The sequence below is a fragment of the Staphylococcus coagulans genome, assembly GCF_002901995.1.
Taxonomy (GTDB): domain Bacteria; phylum Bacillota; class Bacilli; order Staphylococcales; family Staphylococcaceae; genus Staphylococcus; species Staphylococcus coagulans.
The window spans coordinates 70,532-90,206 of record NZ_PPQN01000012.1 but is presented as its reverse complement, the minus strand read 5'-3'; the positions used below and the strand labels follow the sequence as shown (position 1 = coordinate 90,206).

The window sequence follows — 19,675 nt, the reverse complement described above, 5'->3', positions numbered from 1 at the left end:
AGTGATACGTTTTGGCCTCTTCAATGATTTGATCAATTTGTTGACGTGTTGATTCTGGTTTTAACAACGTATGATCGATATATTTTTCAAATTTCATATAGCATGCTCCCTCATCGTATATATTTTTAATATCTTACTCAATTATACAATTTGGTCGCTCAAAATACGATTGTTTTATATCAGATAAAATTGCTAAGCATTTAGCAATGCACACCATTCTCGTGTACATTTCAGTTGTATTTTTTTCAAGTTTTTTATTTTCTAATTACCCACTATTAAAGCCTATAAGACCATTCATTTTTTATTTTTCAGAATTTTTTGTTGAAATCTGAATATTCATATGCTAACATACTCATATTCTCTCAAAAATACTTTAACTCGGTAGAGAACGAAAGCGAGGCGATATGATCATGCATCCTTTAATTTTAGACAAAGAAAAAGAGCTTCGGTTTTTAAAGATTGCGGAATCTCGTAACTTCGAGCTCATAGATACACCTTTTATCGAAACATTAGTTTGGGAAACACTCTCTTCTGACGATCTTAAACAAATGTCTGAAAGAAGTGTTTGGCAATCTGGCTCACAGCTTTATGCTTTGCGCAATGATTTTACTGATCAACTAGTGCGCTATTACCAAGACTATCCTTTACAACATCGCGCAGTTGCATATGCTGGTTCAATTGTCCGAAATCAGCATGCCTGTATACAACTTGGCCTAGAATATTATCAACCGAGTATTCAAGAGATTCACGATACATTTGAAACATTCAAGTTGTACATTGAACAATGCTTAGAAGATCAAATTCAATATGTCGTAATCGGTCATTACCAATTAACGGATTTATTATTAAGCGATGTGCCACACGACACACAACTATTGACATGGATTGCACAACGTAACATTTCTGAATTGAAATCCGCTTTAGGACTCAGTCATCCAGTTGTTCAATTGTTGTTAACACCGACACATCAACAACTCAGTTTACTGAACACCTTATTCCCGAGCGACCACTATATTTTGCGGAGTTTGAATCGTTGGGATACCTATTTCAAATCGTTAGGTATCACCCCTATCCATCTCGATATGACACCCCAACCTCCGCGGTCGTATTATAAAGGTGCCTTTATTCATGCACATCTGAAAAAAAGCAATCTGACTTTAACAGGCGGTTATTACAAAGATACTTTAGAAGGATTTGGTTTAGGACTCACATTATAACGAGAAGGAGTGACTATTGTGTTAACCATTGCATTAGCAAAAGGACGTTTGCTTAAAAGTTTGATTGCCTACTTAGAACAACAGGAGCAGGTTGAATTGGCTTCACAGCTTCAGTCGCGATCCCGACAACTTCAAATCAAAACTGAAAATTTTCGTTTTCTTTTCGTTAAAGGAAATGACGTTCCTATATATGTAGAACAAGGGATTGCGGATATCGGTATTACAGGAAGTGATATTTTAAACGAGCAGAAATATGACGTTAATCAACTTATCGCCCTTCCTTTTGGACAATGTCATTTTTCTGTGGCCGCTTTTGAATCGACAGAAGCATATCACAAAATCGCAACTTCTTATCCGAAAACAGCCCGCGATTATTTTAAATCCACAGGCCGTGACATTGAGTTAATCGAACTTTCGGGCTCTATCGAGTTAGCTTGTGTCATTGGCATGGTTGATGGCATCGTTGATATCGTACAAACCGGAAGCACACTTCGCTCTAATGGTCTTGTCGAAAAGGAGCAGATTTCCAGTATACAAGCGCAATTAATTACGAACCGTCAAAGTTTTTTCACTACCGCATCAGAAATTGATGCATTTATTCAAATGTTAGGGGTGTCACTCATTGATGATTAATAGCACAGCATTTTTACAGCAATTACAATCTGAAGCCCAGTTTAACCAACACCTTCACGAACAAGTGGCCGCCATCTGTGAACGTGTCAAAAATGAAGGTGACCGTGCATTATTCGACTACAACAAGCAATTTGATCACGTACAAGTACAATCACTAGAAATACCTAGTTCAGAGCTGAAACAAGCTTTTACAAATTTGGAGCCTGAATTAAAAGCAGCACTTCAGCATAGTCATCAAAGAATCGAACATTATCAGAGACAAATTAAATATCAGCAACAAAGTTCAACACAAGAACTCTACGAAGTCTATCATCCTATCGAAAGTGTAGGGGTATATGTGCCTGGAGGTAAAGCAAGTTATCCATCTACTGTCTTAATGACCGCGACACTCGCGAAAGTGGCAAATGTTAAAAATATCATTGTTGTCACACCACCCCAAACCAATGGTATTGCCCAAAGCGTTCTTGCTGCTTGTGCAATTGCCGGTGTCGATCACGTGTATCAAGTCGGTGGCGCCCAAAGTATCGCCGCATTAGCCTATGGCACAGAAACTATCCCTAAAGTAGATAAAATCGTTGGGCCAGGCAATCAATATGTGGCGTATGCGAAAAAATATTTGTACGGAGAAGTAGGTATCGATCAAATTGCAGGTCCGAGTGAGATTGCACTCATTATAGATAACCATAGCGATATAGAGGCCATTGTCTATGATGTTTTCGCCCAAGCTGAGCATGATGAAATGGCAAGAACTTATGTCCTTTCAAACGATAAATCCGTCCTTAAGGCGCTTGAACAACGTATCCAAGCTGAACTTAAAAATGCACAGCGCTCAGAAATATTAGCAAAAAGTTTAAAACATCATCACTATTTAATTCACACTTTAGATTTTAATGATAATTGTAAAGTTATGAATGCCATTGCACCTGAACATGCTTCAGTTCAAACTGCGCATCCAGAACGATACATCCCTTTCATCCATTATGTAGGTAGCTTGTTTATAGGGCGCTATGCACCAGAAGCCATTGGAGATTATATCGCTGGGCCGAGTCATGTGCTGCCTACACAACGAACAGCACGCTTTCAACATGGTCTGTCTGTGAACGATTTTTTAACTAAACATACGGTCATTCATCTGAGCGCATCAACGTACCAACGCACCTATGCTGATGCTGCTCGAATAGCGGGTGACGAACAATTAATCAATCATAAAAAATCACTAGAGATTCGAAATAGAGGTGATACACAATGATTCGCATGAATAAGAATGAAAGCCCGATAAAGCCGCTTAATGATGAAACATTGATGAATCTTATCAAAAATTGTGACTATCATTTATATCCAGATACTGATTATGACCGCTTTCGCCAAGCTTATGCGAATTATTATGGCCAGCAATTCAGTAGTCAACAACTATGCTGTGGCAATGGTTCTGACGAATTAATACAAAAATTGATGCTTATTATGCCAGAAGGTCCCTGTTTAACGCTCAATCCCGATTTTTTTATGTATCAAGATTATGCACGGCAGGTGAAGCGTCAAATTCGTTTTGTTGATGCATCACCCGATTTAACATTTTCACTTGAAACGATACTTGATCGCATCGATGAAGTACAACCTCGTTTTTTCATTCTCAGTAATCCACACAATCCAACGGGTCACCGTTTTACTGAAAATGAATTAATCACTATCGCAAATCAAATGAAAATGATAGGAGGCTATTTAATCGTTGATGAGGCCTATGTTGACTTTTCAATACCGTTACAAATCGAATTAGAAGATCATATCCTAATCATGCGTACACTTTCCAAAGCTTTTGCCATGGCGGGGTTACGACTCGGTGTCTTAATCAGTACAGAAAAAACCATTTCAACTGTACGCCAAATTGAACACCCTTATCCTTTAAGTGCATTTACCCTATCTATCGGTATTTATCTATTTGAACATATGGAACAAACAAAAGTGTTCATCCAACACCAACGTCAATTGAGTCAGCGCTTAAAAGAAATCTTGATGAAATATGCTAGTCCCCATATGCATGTCTTTCCAAGTGATACTAATTTTGTTTTAACATCAGGGCCTCAAGCCTTATCACTCGGACATTACGTTAAAGCACGTGGCTTTCTACCACGCTTTTATCATTCAAAAGATGAAAAAATGTTAGCTGAATGCGTACGTTATTCCATCATTGATCAGCCACATTTAAATCAATTTGAAAAAGTCGTGAAAGAATGGAGTGAACAACAGTGACATATCAAATTCGCCGTGAAACGACAGAAACCAAAATTGACATTAAACTCAGCGTATCCGAAAAAGAGAGTCAAATTCATACTGGTGTCGGATTTTTAGACCACATGCTCTCATTATGGAGCTTTCATAGTGACTTAGCGTTACAAATTGACGTTGAAGGTGATACATGCGTCGATGATCATCATACGACCGAAGATATCGGTATCGTTCTTGGACAACTGTTACGACAGTTGATTAAAGATAAAGTTCATTACACCCGTTATGGTACCCAATATATTCCGATGGACGAAACATTAGCACGTGCTGTTGTCGATATAAGTGGACGCCCTTACCTCAACTTTCAAGCGAACTTTAGCAAGGAAAAAGTGGGCCAGTTTGATACAGAACTCGTCAAAGAATTTTTTAGAGCTTTAGTGATCAATGCCCATTTAACGGTTCACATCGACTTACTTCATCAAGGAAATACGCACCACGAAATTGAAGCGATTTTCAAAGCATTTGCACATGCTTTAAAACAAGCGCTGCGCGATTCAGAAGACCGACGTATTCCTTCATCTAAAGGTGTGATTGAATGATGATTGCAATCATAGATTATGGACTTGGCAATATTTTTAATGTGCAACGCGCAGTGAACCATCTTGGCTATCCGTCTATCGTAACGCGCGAACCAGAAATGATAGAACATGCAGACGTCTTGATTCTGCCAGGTGTAGGCCATTTCAAAGATGCAATGCGCGCCATTCATCAATACGGTCTATACGATGTATTAAGACAGCACCAACAACCCATTATCGGTATTTGTCTAGGTATGCAACTTCTGTACTCTTATAGTGATGAAGGTTATGTGTCGGGTCTTGATTTAATCAAAGGGAAAATTCAAGAAATTCAGACCCCTTATACGGTTCCACATCTTGGTTGGAATCAGTTAAAAAGTGAAATACCCGCGTTAAACAAAGATGTCTATTATGTTCATACTTATCAAGCACCAATGTCACCTGCAGTCATCGCCTATAGTGACTATGGCACGTCTATTCCGGGCATCGTTCAACAAGATGATTGTATTGGTATTCAATTTCATCCAGAAAAAAGTGGCGATTACGGTTTACAGATTTTAAAACAAGCGTTAAAAGGAGGTTGGCAACATGATTAAACTTTGGCCTGCGATTGATTTAATAGAAGGTAAAAGTGTACGCCTCACAGAGGGAGACTATCAAACAACTGAAGTTATGATGCGCAGTGCTGAGAAGAGTATCGAATTTTACAACCAGTTCGATAGCGTTGATCGTATTCACATCGTCGATTTAATAGGTGCCAAATCACAACGCTCTATCGAGATGAATGCTATTCAACGGTTAGTTCAAATGAGTCAAAAACCGATTGAAGTGGGCGGCGGTATCCGTAACAAAGAGACGATTCAAGCCTATTTATCATCCGGTGTGGATTACTGCATTGTCGGTACTCAAGCCATAATAGATCAAGCCTGGCTGACTAAAATGAGCCATTTATTTCCCGGGAAAATATTGGTATCTGTCGATGCAAAGCAAACTGCGATTCAAATTAATGGTTGGACGGAAGAAACTGTCCTCGATGTCTTTGATTATGTCTCCCAAATCCAACACCTTCCTTTAAATGGCATCATCTATACCGACATCACGAAGGACGGTAAAATGAGTGGGCCTAATTTTGATACAACAGCTCAACTCGCTAAGAATAGTAAATTACCGATTATAGCTTCTGGTGGCATTCGACATCAAGCAGACATACAGCAGTTAGATAAGCTCGGTGTTTCAGCAGCAATCGTCGGTAAAGCAGCGAATCAAGCCTCATTTTGGGAGGGTTTAACTTGATTAAAAAAAGAATTATTCCTTGTCTAGATGTTAAAGATGGCCGTGTTGTCAAAGGGATACAGTTTAAAGGACTCAGAGACATCGGTCACCCAGTTGATCTTGCGCTATACTATAATCAAGCTGGAGCCGATGAGCTTGTCTTTTTAGATATCTCAAAAACGGAACAAGGACACGCACTGACACTCGATATCATCCAACAAACTGCCTCCCAGCTTTTTATTCCATTAACAGTGGGTGGCGGCATTTCATCTTTGGAAGAGATATCCCAACTTTTAAGACATGGTGCAGATAAAGTGTCTCTCAATTCAGCAGCACTCAATAATCCCGATCTCATACAGCAAGCAAGTCAAAAATTTGGAAAACAGTGCATATGTATCGCAATCGATAGCTTATACGATCAAAATACGAATGATTATTATTGTTGTACCCATGGAGGTAAACGGCAAACGCCTATTCGCGTCTACGATTGGGTACTGAAAGTAGAGGCTTTAGGTGCTGGAGAGCTTCTCGTCACAAGTATGGCACATGATGGAACGAAACAAGGCTTTGATATTGCGCACCTGAATCAAATTTCTAAATTAGTCAATATCCCGATTATCGCTTCAGGTGGCGGTGGTGATGCACAACACTTCAAAGAATTATTCACACAAACTCCTGTGTCTGCTGGATTAGCGGCAAGCATTTTACACGATAAAGAAACAACCGTTGCAGCAATCAAACGTGAACTGAATCAAGGAGGTGTCCCCGTAAGATGGTCTTAAAACCCGATTTTTCAAAAGGCTTAATTCCAGTCATTTTGCAAGATAGCAAGACGCAACAAGTGCTCATGTTGGGCTATATGAACGAAGAAGCTTTCCATAGAACAGTGCAAGAACAAGTCGCATGGTTTTACTCTCGCTCGAAGCAACGACTTTGGAAAAAAGGAGAGTCATCAGGCAACATACAACGAGTCAAAGACATGTATTTAGATTGCGATCAAGATACGTTATTGCTGTTTGTGGAACCAATGGGACCGACTTGTCATACAGGTTCACAAAGCTGTTTCAATACGACTCCGACTTTTCAACTTCAACAACTTGAAAGCACTATTCGCCAACGGTTGAATGCAGATGATTCCAACTCTTATACGCAATACCTTTTCAATGAAGGCATTGAAAAAATCAGTAAAAAGTTGGGCGAAGAAGCTTTCGAAGTCGTGATTGCTGCTATGAAACAAAACATTTCTGAAGTCATTTCTGAAAGTGCTGATTTACTCTATCATCTCTTTGTTTTACTCGAATCACAAAACATCACTTTCAATACAATAGAACACGAGTTAGAGAAAAGACATCGTATTCAAAATAATTTTAAAGGTGAACGTCAAAAGATTGAAAAATGGTAAGTCCTTTGATATGATGCGCCATAAAAATAATCATTATGATTTCAAACATAAAAACAACCCTCTCCTTGTATCACATTGAACTAGGAAAGGGTTGTTTTAAATTAGAAGTCAACTTCAATCATCTGATATTTAAATTTATTTTTAGCTTAATCGATAGCGCCTGCATTTTCATCATGTTTACCATGAACATAATAATCAACATGTTCAGGCTCAAGCGGTTGAACACCACGAATAATATCTGCCGCTTTTTCAGCAAGCATTAATACAGGTGCGTGAATATTACCATTTGTTGTTGTTGGCATGACTGACGCATCTACTACACGTAGATTTTCCATGCCGTGAACTTTCATTGTTAATGGATCCACTACTGCCATTGGATCTGAAGCAGGACCCATTTTTGCACTACAAGATGGGTGCAATGCTGTTTCAGCGTCTCGACGTACCCAATCTAAAATTTCTTCGTCTGTTTGAACAGAAGGTCCTGGTGAAATTTCTCCACCATTATAAGGATCAAGTGCAGGTTGTTTTAAAATGTTACGTGCGACACGGATAGCTTCAACCCATTCGCGTTTATCTTCATCTGTAGATAAATAGTTAAATACAAATTTTGGTTTAACATATGGGTTCGTTGATGTGATTTTCAAGCTACCTCTTGAATTTGAATACATTGGTCCAACATGAACTTGGTAACCATGCGCTGTATCTGCTTTTTGTCCATCATAGCGTACTGCAAGTGGCAAGAAATGGAACATTAAGTTTGGATATTTCACATCATTATTTGAGCGAACGAATCCCCCACCTTCAAAGTGGTTACTTGATGCCGCACCTGTACGACGTGTTAACCATTCCAAACCAATAAATGGCATTTTGAAAATATTCAAGCTCGGTTGTAATGAGACAGGCTCTTTACAAGTGTGTTGAATGTACACTTCTAAGTGGTCTTCAAAGTTTTCACCTACACCCGGTAAGTGAATACGAGGTTCGATACCTAATGAACGTAAATGCTCAGAATCACCGATACCTGACAATTGTAGCAATTGTGGTGTGTTAAATGCACCACCAGATAAGATAACTTCTTTTGCGAGCACTTTGTGTAAACGACCATTTCGTTTATAAGTCACACCTGTAACGGTATTACCATCAAAATGAAGTTTTTCAACGAATGCACGTGTTTTAACCGTTAAGTTTTGACGTTTCATTGCTGGACGTAAATAGGCACGTGAAGCAGAAACACGGCGACCATTATGAATTTGACTATCAAATGGACCAAACCCTTCTTGACGGAAACCATTCACATCTTTCGTTTTTTTATAACCCGCTTCGACAGCGGCATCGAAAAATGCATGGAATAACGGGTTATCAGCAGGACCACGACGTAATTTAATAGGACCATTTAAACCACGTATTGGATCATCTGCATCTGCACCAAAAGTCGTTTCCAAACGTTTGAAGTAAGGTAAACAGTGGGCATAATCCCAAGTATCCATGCCTTCAGGTTTACCCCATTTTTCATAGTCTAGTGGGTTACCACGTTGATAAATCATCCCATTGATTGAACTTGATCCACCTAACACTTTACCACGTGTATGGAAAACTTTACGTCCGCCCATATGTGGTTCGCCATCTGTTTCATATTTCCAATCGTAAAGGCGGTTACCTGATGGATACATTAAAGCAGCTGGCATTTGAATTAACAAATCCCAAGGGTAATCACTGCGTCCTGCTTCAAGTACTAAGACTTTTTTGTCTTTATCTTCACTGAGGCGAGCACCTAATACAGATCCAGCACTCCCACCACCGATAATGATATAATCATACATTTTGTCGTACGCTTTACTCATAACAAAAATCCTCCTCGTAGTTGTATACTGACGCGCTATTTCAAACTATGTACAGATGTGAAAGAAACGTTTAGCACTTATCGTTGCATTTACGTCATTCTTTCACACCTTTTTACTTTGAAAGAAGTCTGTCATATAAAAGACAAACGCTCATTCAATTGTTCAATTTATGATTCTGATTGGCCAAACCAGTGAACTGGCTCAGGGCTTGTATTCATTAAGATGTGTTTTGTTTCTAAATATTCTTCTAAACCGTGATGTCCAAGTTCGCGACCGATACCTGATTGTTTATAGCCGCCCCATGGTGCTTGTGCAAAATAAGGATGGAAATCATTGATCCATACTGTACCCATTCTCATTTTTGATGCCACGCGTTGCGCTTTTCCGATATCTTTCGTAAAGACACCACCTGCAAGACCATAGATAGAGTCATTAGCTAATTTGATAGCTTCTTCTTCTGTGTCAAAACCTTCTATCGTTACAACAGGACCAAACACTTCTTCTTGTACGATACGCATAGACGTGTCACAGTTTGTGATGATTGTCGGCTCAAAGAAATAACCATTTTTTAAATCTTCTCTAGAAGGTCGCTTACCACCGATAGCAATCTTTGCGCCTTCTTCTTGCGCAATTGTCATATATTTTTCAACTTTGTCACGATGCTGTTCAGAAATAAGTGGTCCCATTTCTGTATCTTCATCAAATCCATTACCTAATTTGATATTTTGAACACGCTCAATTAATGCTTTTTCAAATTTATCTTTAATAGAATGATGAACAATAATACGAGAACCTGCCGAACATACTTGACCTGCATGGAAAAAGCCACCATTTAATGCTTGATCAACAGCTAAATCAAAATCAGCATCTTCAAAAATCACGTTTGGATTTTTACCACCAAGTTCAAGTGCAATATTCGTAACATGCTCTGCGGCTTGTTTCATAATACGTTTACCTGTTTGGATACCGCCTGTAAATGACACTAAATCCACTTCAGGATGCGTAGACATGATGTCACCGATTTCAGAGCCTGCACCTAAAACTAAATTAATAACGCCTTTAGGGAAACCTACCTCTTCCATAAGCTCAAACACACGAATAGTTGTTAAAGGTGTGATTTCACTCGGCTTCATGACAATAGAACAACCTGTTGCAAGTGCTGGCGCAATTTTCCATGAAGCTTGTAATAGCGGATAGTTCCAAGGAGTAATCTGAGTCACAACTCCGATTGGCTCTTTGACGATTTTACTTTCTGTATTTGTAATAGGTGAATTAATTAATTCGCCCCCGTCTTTATCTGCTAAACCTGCAAAATACATAAATACATTGTGTATATCATCCATATCTGCAAGAGATTCTTCTAAAGTTTTACCTGTATCTAATGTTTCTAAATGCGCCAACTCTTCACGATGCGCTTTGATTTGATCCGCAATTGCACGAACCTTTTTACCTTTGTTCTCACCTGTTTCAAGTGCATACACACCTTCATCAAATGAACGTCTCGCTGCTAGAATTGCACGTTCTACATCTTCATTCGTTCCTTCTGCTACTTCTATAATCACTTCTTGGTTATAAGGATTGAGAATTTGACGTGTCGCTTGATTGCTACTTTCTACCCATTCCCCATCAATATATTGACGACGAGATAATTGGTTTACAAATTCCATGCATATACCTCCGTTAAGTTTGTTAAGTTTTTATTTAACGAATTTCACAAATTTAACTTTATCATAAGGAAAAGTGCCATGTCAATCGACATCGCTTGGATTTGCAGTGTGCCAAAAAAACCGTTAAATTATTAATGAACATTTGATTTATATTTAATTAAAGATTAAAATTTAGAGCGTTAACGCTATTAACGAGTTAATTTATAGGGAGGTGAGATGTCGTGGCACGACCAAAATCACACGAAGCACAACTCGAAGTCGCGAAAGATATTGTTATTAATTCAATTGCTGAAACTATGGATTTATATGGGATTAATCGTAGTGTCGGAAATCTCTACGGTATTATGTTATTCAAAGACAGCATGACATTGGATGAAATGCGTCAAGAATTACAAATGAGTAAGCCAAGCATGAGTTCGGGCGTTAAGAAATTGCAAGAATATGACATTGTTAAGCAACGCTTCACTCGAGGCAGTCGCAAACAACATTTTGAAGCTGAAAAAGATTTCTTTGAGTTTTTCTGTAACTTTTTCACTAGAAAATGGAACCGAGAAATTTCAATCAATATGGCTGCACTCAGAGAATCAGAAGCAATGATTGATAAGATTATTGCAGCTGAAGATGTAGATGAAGCAACGAGAGAAGAAGCGATAGAAATAAAAGCCCATTTAGAGCATTCTCGGATTTATTACTATTGGTTAGAATCAATTAGTGATGCATTAAAATCGGGAGAAATATTTGAACACTTCCCTATTCCTGAACCTAAAGACATAAAAAAATAAAGCTGTTTCAGTATTTTCTCATGAAGAGATGTAGATCAGACAAATTCAAAACCGAATAACCTAGCCTTTTTCAATAGCTACAATCGGTGAGCTAAAGACTGCAAATCATATTTTATTTCAATAACAAAGTTTGATACCTCATCAAAAAAGCTTTATGGCGCCCGTTAAGACGTCATAAAGCTTTTCCTATTTTTTATAAGTTGTCATCCTCTTCATCTTCGCCTACTCTTAAAATTCTCAACGATCGGCGTTCAATACGTTTAAAACGATCGGCACGTGATTGTAGCGCAATCCGATCCCCTGCTAGAATCATCATAAACGAAATCATAATAATGATAAAAATGACAATTAAAGGTACACCCGCAACAATAGAAGCGGTTTGTAGTATTTCAAGTGCCTTTTCACCACCGACAAGCATCAACGAGAATGGAAGTAAACATAAAGCAAACGCCCAAAATAATCGATTGGCTTTAATCGGTTCTCCTTTAACACGTTTTTGTGTTGCCGCTGCGACAATATACGACGCAGAGTCAAAGGTTGTAACCAAGAATAAAAAGGCTGAAATAATAAACAAGCCAATAACAATTTGTGGGAACGGCAAATGACTAATCACTTCAATAATCGTTGCCTCCGTACCATGTGCATTTAAATAATGAATCACATCAAATTGACCTGAAATTTGTAAATAAACAGCATAGTTGCCAAAAATACCGAAGAACAGCACACAACCAAATGTACCGTAAACAATTGTTCCTAATATTACTTCTTTTAAAGTACGACCTTTTGAGATTCGCGCAATAAACAGACCGATAAATGGCGCATAAACAATCCACCATGACCAATAGAAAATCGTCCATTGTTGTGGGAATTTCGTTTCTTCACGTCCGCCAATGCCACCGAACGGCTCCAACCAAGTGGCCATTTGGAAAAAGTTTTTCAACATATTCCCAAAGCCAGTTACCGTCGTTTCCATAATAAAAATCGTTGGTCCAACGATAAAAATAAAGCCAAGTAAAATGAAGGAAAGCCAAACGTTCAAGTCACTTAAAACTTGAATTCCCTTTTTCAAACCTTGGTATGAACTATATGCAAATACAATTGTAATACATAAGAGCACGATACTCTTTACGACCATACTTGTTCCATCTATACCAAATAACTTTTCAAGACCGGCTGAAATCATAGGTACCCCTAAAGCCAGTGATGTCGCTGTTCCTCCAATAAGTCCAAAGATGAATAAAATATCAACGAGTTTTCCTAAAAATTTGTCTGTCTGACCTTTCAATATTGGTCGACAAGCTTGACTGATTTTAAAAACAGGTTGCTTTTTCACAAATACGAGATACCCAATTGGTAAGGCAGGGAGTACATATATTGCCCATGCAATCGGTCCCCAATGAAACATGCCATACATCGTCGCATAGTTAAGTGCTTCATCAGATAAAGGTTTTGCACCATGAGGCGGGCCTTGATAATAATATGCCCACTCGATGACACCCCAATATAATATGTCCGAGCCAATGCCCGCACAAAATAACATGGATGCCCATGCAAAGTCACTAAATTCGGGTTTATCACTCGCACGACCTAAAGTCACAGACCCATATTTACCAAATGCTATGTATAAAACAAAACAAAAAATCGCTAACCCCAATACGAGATAAATCGCGCCGAGTTTTGAAGTGACGAAATTATTCATCGCAACTACAACTGAGCGACTCTGTTCTGGGAAGACCATCATCGGAATAACAGCCATTAATAACACGATTGCTGTTCCAATAAAAACAACCCAGTCCATTAGCTTATATTTTTTATGCACTTTAAAGCACCCCTTATTTAATTTTTGATCCCTTTGTTGTGCAATCTACGATGTCTAAACGTTTTTTATACAAGAAATAGGTTATCTAAAAATAATAGTTAATGCAAATATCATACATAATCACAAGTTGCTTAATTTGAATATATATAACTTTTAGAGATTATAAATATTGTCAAAACGCCTTTATAAAGTACATTAAAATTGTTAAGAATTAATTTAACGTTTCTAATTATGTATTTTTATACCATATAAGTGAATAAATATTTATTTGTATTTCTTTGGCTTGTCTGTTATTGAATAGGCTGTAAGGAGAGGCGCCTCAGCATAAAAAAAGGTTGAGACTTTCCATTTGTCTCAACCTCTGAAGGCTTAAAATGATAAGACACACGCTGAAATATCATTTAACATTGCGTATCTTTTTTTAATCCAATATAACTTTTAATGAAAATGGCTTTAACTAATTCTAATTAAAGCGAGTTAAACGTTTCAATGATGAGGTAAAAGTTTAAAATCGTTAAAAATATTGCCAGTGTCCAAGCGATGATGTTGATCCAACGTTTATTAGTGAATGCCTCACCCATAATTTTTGGGTTATTCGTCGCAATCGTTAACGGAATAATGCTTAACGGCAATGCAATACTCAAAAATACTTGGGTGAAAATCAGTAAATTTTCAATTGTCGATGGATCAGAGCCATAAAGCCATAAACAAATGAATACCGGGATAACTGCTAAACCACGCGTGATAAGGCGTCGAATCCATTGTGGAAAGCGTAAATTCACAAAACCTTCCATTACAATTTGTCCTGACAAAGTCCCTGTAATGGTAGAATTTTGTCCTGAAGCTAATAAAGCGACTGCAAACAATGTACTCATTACAGCCCCACCAAAAGCGACAGAGACGTGCGAAGTTAATAATGCGTGGTGTAAATCATAAAATCCACCTAATGCTTTGCCACTGCCAAAAAATAAAGCAGCACCTAATATTAAAAGTAAACAGTTGACTAAAAATGCAAGCGAAAGTTGTAAATTCGAATCAATCGTTGCATATTTAATCGCATCTTTTTTCTCTTCTACTGAATCTCGTCCATATGCACGTGATTGTACAATTGATGAGTGCAAATAAAGGTTATGCGGCATAATAGTTGCACCAATAATACCGAGTGCGATATATAAAGCACCGGGTTGTGTGACCACTCCACTTTGCGGAACAAAGCCACTTAAGACGAGTGGCCATGACGGGTTCGATAAATAAACTTCAAACACAAAGATAATAAAAACGGTCAACACAAGCACCGTGACAATAGCCTCTATTTTTCTAAAACCGAACTTAATAATCAATAATAGTAGCAAAACATCAAAAACAGTAATCGTTACCCCAAGCCATAAAGGAATATGGAAAAGTAAATTCAATGCTATGGCACTACCTATGACTTCTGCAATATCAGTGGCCATAATTGCCATTTCTGTAATAATCCATAAAATGACTGCTATTTTTCTATTCGTCATTTCACGTGTCACTTGTGCAAGGTCCATCCCGCTTGCAATACCGAGTCGTGCACACATACTTTGTAATAACATTGCAGCTAAACTTGAAATTAAAATAACAGACAGGAGGATGTAGCCATACTGTGCGCCTCCTGCCATTGACGTAATCCAGTTACCGGGATCCATATACCCCACTGCGACAAGCGCCCCTGGTCCTAAATACATTAATGTTTTTTTCCATTTTGCAGCTTGGTTATCAAACACAACTGTACCATTAATTTCTTCTAAGCTCTTACGCATTTGACTCATCCCTTTTCGAACGGCTTACCTTTAAATCATTTTCTATTTAAAAAATAATTTAGGATTACCTAAATTGATAACATTATTATATATGCTTTAACATAAAATGAAAAGTAGCACGTTTCACTTTTTACATTATCTGTATAATAATCACTTAACTTTCACTCTAAAATGAAAAAGCGCTAAGCTGACTTTTGTAATATAAATCAACTTAACGCATTTTTTCATCTTCATATCATATAGCTTTGTCGAAAATGTGGAACTCTAGCTGTCACTTTTCAATTTTGGCAGCAAATAACCATGCTTCCACTCATAGAAACAGCCCCTATTATCTGTCTATGTGATAGACATTAACCATTTTCTCTTTTGGCACGTCTCCACCATCGATAAACCATGAAAAGTAGTAGGATTACGAGAATAGCAATAATGACCTTCGAATAAAGACCTACATACTGTAGCACTTCTTGCATATGATCACCTAATGCTGATCCTAAAAAGATCAGAAATATATTCCACGCACCTGTCCCAAGTGCTGTAAATATAATAAATATGGGTAAATTCATACGTGTGATACCAGCAGGGATTGAAATCAAAGTTCTTAAAATAGGTACGAATCGGCCAAAGAAGATTGCCCAGTGGCCATAACGCTCAAACCAATGAATGGTTTTATCTAAATCTTTGCGTTTAATCCTTACATATTTACCATATCGATCAATCCAGCGGTATAATCTTTCTTCACCAATCCATATTCCAAGATAGTATAGGACAACCGAACCCGCTGTCGCCGCGACAACAGCTACCGCACATACCACTCCAAAACTTAAACTTGACTTTGTCGTCATAAAACCAGCAAAAGTTAAAACAACCTCTGATGGAAAAGGATGGATAATATACTCCACAAATATTAATAAAAAGATTCCTATGTAGCCATAATGCCCCATCACATCAACAATCCATTGTTCCATATCTTCACCTTTGATTCCTATATTGTTAAAACTTTTATACTCATCAAGTTTAACAGTCTATTTCTTCAATATTCAACTTATTACACTGCTTTATTATGCTTTTGTAGAATAATGTAAGCCACCCTCACAAAATGATAAGTCAAGATCTTAGTCTCATCCTGATCTAAGAAAAGGTTTCCCCTCAAACGATTAACAGTAGATGTCTATGTTGTACACGCCTCCATATCAAGCTTTGTCATCCAACTCATCTTTGTCGGGTCAGTCTACCCGGACACTGCCAGACAGACTAACCGCACTCTATTAATATTGTATTGTCGCTGTAACTCTTAATTGTGTATCTGTTTTGTTCTCATAAACATGAGGGGTATTCGCATTAAAACTTATCGCTTGTGCAGCCTGAATTTCATAATGTGTCGTACCTACAGTTAGTGTTAGCGTACCTTCATTGACGATGATAAATTCTTTCGCACCATCTTGATGTGCATCAGATTCTAACACGCCTCCCGCTTCGATTCGCATACAAAACATTTCAAATGCGTGTGCATGATCATATGGAAAATAAGGATAAACCACGACAGAGTGATTCTCATTATAAATCGGTTTAATGTCTGCTTTATCAATAATCTGAATATGCTTATTATCTTGACTAATCAGAGACGTCAAAGGAATATGCAATCCATTCGCAAGCTTCCATAAAGTATTGATACTTGGGTTCCCTGTTCCTTTTTCAATTTGGCTAATCATCGTTTTACTTATCCCCGTCATTTGAGCTACTTTATCTAAACTCAAACGATGGATTTGTCTATAGTGCTGGAGGTTCTCAGCAACAACAGAATTAATATTCTCCATTTTTTAAGCCCCTTCTATTTACAATATATTGAACATGATGTACGATATGTTGTGTTCTTTATATAGAACGTTTCGTTAATTATATCAAAAAAGGCAGGCGTTTACACGATGGAACAACAAACTAATCGAATCAATTGGTTGCTTTTTATTGGCATCATGCTGATTGCAGCAAATTTGCGTGCCCCTATTACCTCTGTAGGTGTAGTCTTACCAACCATTAAAGATACATTAAATTTAACAAATACAGAAGTCAGCTTCATTTCTATCATTCCATTACTTGCATTTGCGATTATTTCATCTCTTGTCGCTAAAGTCAGTCACCGCTTCGGTATGGAACGTTCATTGTTCTTTGCCATTGCATTAATTTTTATAGGCGTTATCATGCGCAGTGTGACCAATGTCAGCTTATTATATATTGGTACGATTTTAATCGGTGTCGGCATTGCATTTGGTAATGTCTTAGCACCTGGTATGATCAAATCAAAATTCCCAATGCGTATCGGTATTATGACCGCGTATTATACCGTTGTTATGAATATTTTTGGCGCACTTTCATCATATGGCGCAGCACCTTTACTCAAATCATTTAACTATAATATTGCTTTAGGTCTTATCGGTGTCGTTACTTTGATTGCACTTATCGTTTGGACTTTCCAACTCCGTAATCATGAACAACAAGTAACCGTGGATACAACAGATGCTGTTAACGTTTGGAAATCTCCTCTCGCATGGCAGATTACATTACTAATGGGAGGGCAATCATTAATTTTCTATTCTTTAATCAACTGGTTACCAGAATTCTTATTATCTTATGAGATACCAGTTACTTATGCTGGGCTCTATTTATCTATTTTGCAACTGGCAATCATTCCATTGACTTTCGTGACACCTTTATATGCCACGAAACTACGTTCACAAGTTATTCCAACTGCATTTACAGGGGCACTGTTTACAATAGGTATCTTAATCTTAATGTTTTCACCTCATCTTGCCCTTATATCGCTCATTATTATTGGGATAGCGTTAGGTATCGCATTTGGACTTGTAAATACGTTCTTTAGTTTACGAACTGAAAGTGGCCTTACAGCAGCTAAGTTGGCAGGGATGTCTCAAGCAGTCGGCTATCTCTTCGCATGTATTGGACCGTTATTTTTCGGTATCTTACATGATGTGACAGGCCATTGGGTATTCTCATTACTGATCCTACTGTTAACTGCCATCGCTGTTATGATTATTGGCGCACGTGCTGGACGTAATACAACGATTGAAGCTTCATTAAGAAAATAAGTTTTCATGCGTTCACGACTATGAACGATGCCGTTAAGCTTTTCATATTGCATTTTACTTTTGAATACTAAAAAGGGAGCCGCTGAATCGTCTTAATCTTTGAGACGACAGCTTGCTCCCTCTTTTTATTATCGTTATGCTCGCCATCTTTCCTCAAAATGTCCCACTTTCCAGATAAGTAGTGCAATAAGCCATGATAGTATAAGTACGATGACTAAAATATAGCCTAACCATCCAAAATCTAATTGTGTCAACCACCCTAAAAAGCCATGGTCCCAATGTTGTTTTTCGCCAATAAGCTGAATAATTTCAATGCCACCTATGATAATCGCAGCAATGACTGAAATAGCGGTCATCGTGATATTGTAAAAAAGTTTTCTAGCAGGACGTTCAAATGCCCAGTGATAGGCATTTGTCATGAACACACCATCTAGTGTATCGAGTAAACTCATGCCGGATGCAAATAAAATCGGCAAAGCAATGATACCTAAAAACGGCACTGTATGCTGTGATGCACCCGCTGATAATGCTAGTAATGAGACTTCACTTGCTGTGTCGAACCCTAAACCAAATAAGAATCCTAAAGGAAAAAACGTGCCAACTTTGATTAATTAATTGAAAAAGCGGTCCTACAAAGCGCATGATTAAGCCTCTTGATTCAATCAATTCATTGATTTGACTCTCTCCAATTTCTTCATATTTCAATTTTCGTGATAATTGTATTAATTGAATCAGTATAACTAAGTTTAAAAGCCCAATTATTAATAAGAAAAATCCAGAAACCAATGTGCCGATTAATCCACCTGTTGATTGAAAACCTGCTAAATGGCTTTGCGCCCAATGAACGGCTAACCCTAACATAACTGCCATTAAAAAGACCACAGATGAATGTCCGAGTGAAAAATAAAAACCTACACCCATAGAATGACGCTGTTGTTCTAAAAGTTTACGCACTGTATTGTCGATAGCAGCAATATGATCCGCATCAAATGCGTGTCTCAATCCTAATGTATAGGCGACCACACCCATCCCAATGATGAGCGGATGACTTGCACCGCCGATCATTAGAAAAACAACACCTAAAATATGTAAAAGCAGAATCACCACAAAATAAGGAAGAGTAGCTTTAATGCCTTTAGTTCTTTCCATATCTCCATCACTTCAATTCTTATTTTATAATAATAAAATCATACAACGAACTAAACACAATTAAAAGCTTTTACAATTATTAACAAATAAACTTTTAATGATTATATTTATTGAATGATTATTTTCAGTTTTAAATATAATATCTTACCAAATACTGATATTACGCACAAAAATAGCAATAGAGACAACGATAATGGCGCTTGA

The 19,675-nt window shown here is 37.7% G+C and carries 17 protein-coding genes and 2 pseudogenes; 11 read left to right on the top strand and 8 right to left on the bottom strand.

Annotation, left to right across the window (positions count from 1 at the left end; translation table 11 throughout):
• Positions 1–97 (bottom strand): annotated as a pseudogene (locus CD118_RS03685) (deoxyribose-phosphate aldolase); the annotation flags it as partial.
• A gap of 310 nt (positions 98–407) precedes the next feature.
• Between CD118_RS03685 and CD118_RS03680 the strand changes: the two are divergent.
• The 9 genes from CD118_RS03680 to hisIE are packed head-to-tail and all read left to right on the top strand — an operon-like array spanning position 408 to position 7,325.
• Positions 408–1,217, top strand: coding sequence for an ATP phosphoribosyltransferase regulatory subunit (locus CD118_RS03680; protein WP_103356278.1), 810 nt, complete (start codon positions 408–410; stop codon positions 1,215–1,217).
• An 18-nt stretch (positions 1,218–1,235) separates the two neighbouring features.
• A complete protein-coding gene (gene hisG / locus CD118_RS03675; protein WP_103356276.1) occupies positions 1,236–1,850 on the top strand; it encodes an ATP phosphoribosyltransferase in 615 nt (204 codons plus the stop codon).
• A complete protein-coding gene (gene hisD / locus CD118_RS03670; protein WP_425353200.1) occupies positions 1,843–3,099 on the top strand; it encodes a histidinol dehydrogenase in 1,257 nt (418 codons plus the stop codon). Before hisG ends, hisD begins: the two co-directional genes overlap by 8 nt.
• Positions 3,096–4,097 (top strand): pyridoxal phosphate-dependent aminotransferase, encoded by a 1,002-nt coding sequence (locus CD118_RS03665; protein WP_103356274.1) that lies wholly within the window; start codon positions 3,096–3,098, stop codon positions 4,095–4,097. The genes hisD and CD118_RS03665 overlap by 4 nt, the downstream gene beginning before the upstream one ends.
• The gene (gene hisB, locus CD118_RS03660; protein ID WP_060829363.1) at positions 4,094–4,672 is read left to right on the top strand and encodes an imidazoleglycerol-phosphate dehydratase HisB; all 579 of its coding nucleotides are present in this window, start codon (positions 4,094–4,096) and stop codon (positions 4,670–4,672) included. The genes CD118_RS03665 and hisB overlap by 4 nt, the downstream gene beginning before the upstream one ends.
• Positions 4,672–5,247, top strand: a complete 576-nt coding sequence (gene hisH / locus CD118_RS03655; protein ID WP_142380860.1) for an imidazole glycerol phosphate synthase subunit HisH — start codon at positions 4,672–4,674, stop codon at positions 5,245–5,247. Before hisB ends, hisH begins: the two co-directional genes overlap by 1 nt.
• The gene (gene hisA, locus CD118_RS03650; RefSeq protein ID WP_103356272.1) at positions 5,240–5,944 is read left to right on the top strand and encodes a 1-(5-phosphoribosyl)-5-((5-phosphoribosylamino)methylideneamino)imidazole-4-carboxamide isomerase; all 705 of its coding nucleotides are present in this window, start codon (positions 5,240–5,242) and stop codon (positions 5,942–5,944) included. Before hisH ends, hisA begins: the two co-directional genes overlap by 8 nt.
• Entirely contained in the window at positions 5,941–6,705 is a 765-nt protein-coding gene (gene hisF / locus CD118_RS03645) for an imidazole glycerol phosphate synthase subunit HisF (protein WP_060829361.1), read from the top strand. Before hisA ends, hisF begins: the two co-directional genes overlap by 4 nt.
• Positions 6,696–7,325: a bifunctional phosphoribosyl-AMP cyclohydrolase/phosphoribosyl-ATP diphosphatase HisIE gene (gene hisIE / locus CD118_RS03640; RefSeq protein WP_103356271.1), complete on the top strand. Its 630-nt coding sequence runs from the start codon at positions 6,696–6,698 to the stop codon at positions 7,323–7,325. Before hisF ends, hisIE begins: the two co-directional genes overlap by 10 nt.
• 146 nt (positions 7,326–7,471) lie before the next feature.
• Here hisIE and betA read toward each other — a convergent pair whose 3' ends face one another.
• Both betA and betB read right to left on the bottom strand, forming a co-directional pair.
• Positions 7,472–9,166: a choline dehydrogenase gene (gene betA, locus CD118_RS03635; RefSeq protein ID WP_050329874.1), complete on the bottom strand. Its 1,695-nt coding sequence runs from the start codon at positions 9,164–9,166 to the stop codon at positions 7,472–7,474.
• Between the two features lie 167 nt (positions 9,167–9,333).
• Complete coding sequence (gene betB / locus CD118_RS03630) at positions 9,334–10,833, bottom strand: betaine-aldehyde dehydrogenase (protein ID WP_103356270.1); 1,500 nt, start codon at positions 10,831–10,833, stop codon at positions 9,334–9,336.
• A gap of 221 nt (positions 10,834–11,054) precedes the next feature.
• Here betB and cudC point away from each other — a divergent pair, with 221 nt between their 5' ends.
• Complete coding sequence (gene cudC / locus CD118_RS03625) at positions 11,055–11,615, top strand: choline uptake/conversion transcriptional regulator CudC (protein WP_103356269.1); 561 nt, start codon at positions 11,055–11,057, stop codon at positions 11,613–11,615.
• Between the two features lie 193 nt (positions 11,616–11,808).
• Here cudC and CD118_RS03620 read toward each other — a convergent pair whose 3' ends face one another.
• The 4 genes from CD118_RS03620 to CD118_RS03605 all read right to left on the bottom strand — a co-directional run bounded on the left by CD118_RS03620 (position 11,809) and on the right by CD118_RS03605 (position 17,035).
• Positions 11,809–13,413 carry a BCCT family transporter gene (locus CD118_RS03620; RefSeq protein ID WP_050331926.1) on the bottom strand — a complete coding sequence of 535 codons (1,605 nt, stop codon included), beginning with the start codon at positions 13,411–13,413 and terminating at the stop codon, positions 11,809–11,811.
• A gap of 488 nt (positions 13,414–13,901) precedes the next feature.
• Positions 13,902–15,221 carry an Nramp family divalent metal transporter gene (locus CD118_RS03615; protein ID WP_060829357.1) on the bottom strand — a complete coding sequence of 440 codons (1,320 nt, stop codon included), beginning with the start codon at positions 15,219–15,221 and terminating at the stop codon, positions 13,902–13,904.
• Positions 15,222–15,571: 350 nt separating this feature from the next.
• Positions 15,572–16,186: a DedA family protein gene (locus CD118_RS03610; protein WP_103356268.1), complete on the bottom strand. Its 615-nt coding sequence runs from the start codon at positions 16,184–16,186 to the stop codon at positions 15,572–15,574.
• Between the two features lie 300 nt (positions 16,187–16,486).
• Positions 16,487–17,035 (bottom strand): XRE family transcriptional regulator, encoded by a 549-nt coding sequence (locus CD118_RS03605; protein WP_050329869.1) that lies wholly within the window; start codon positions 17,033–17,035, stop codon positions 16,487–16,489.
• A 108-nt stretch (positions 17,036–17,143) separates the two neighbouring features.
• On the opposite strand from CD118_RS03605, the gene CD118_RS03600 reads away from it, so the two are divergent.
• Positions 17,144–18,322 carry a CynX/NimT family MFS transporter gene (locus CD118_RS03600; protein ID WP_103356267.1) on the top strand — a complete coding sequence of 393 codons (1,179 nt, stop codon included), beginning with the start codon at positions 17,144–17,146 and terminating at the stop codon, positions 18,320–18,322.
• A gap of 134 nt (positions 18,323–18,456) precedes the next feature.
• Here CD118_RS03600 and CD118_RS03595 read toward each other — a convergent pair.
• Positions 18,457–19,471: pseudogene (locus tag CD118_RS03595) on the bottom strand (HoxN/HupN/NixA family nickel/cobalt transporter).
• Positions 19,472–19,675: the final 204 nt, after the last annotated feature.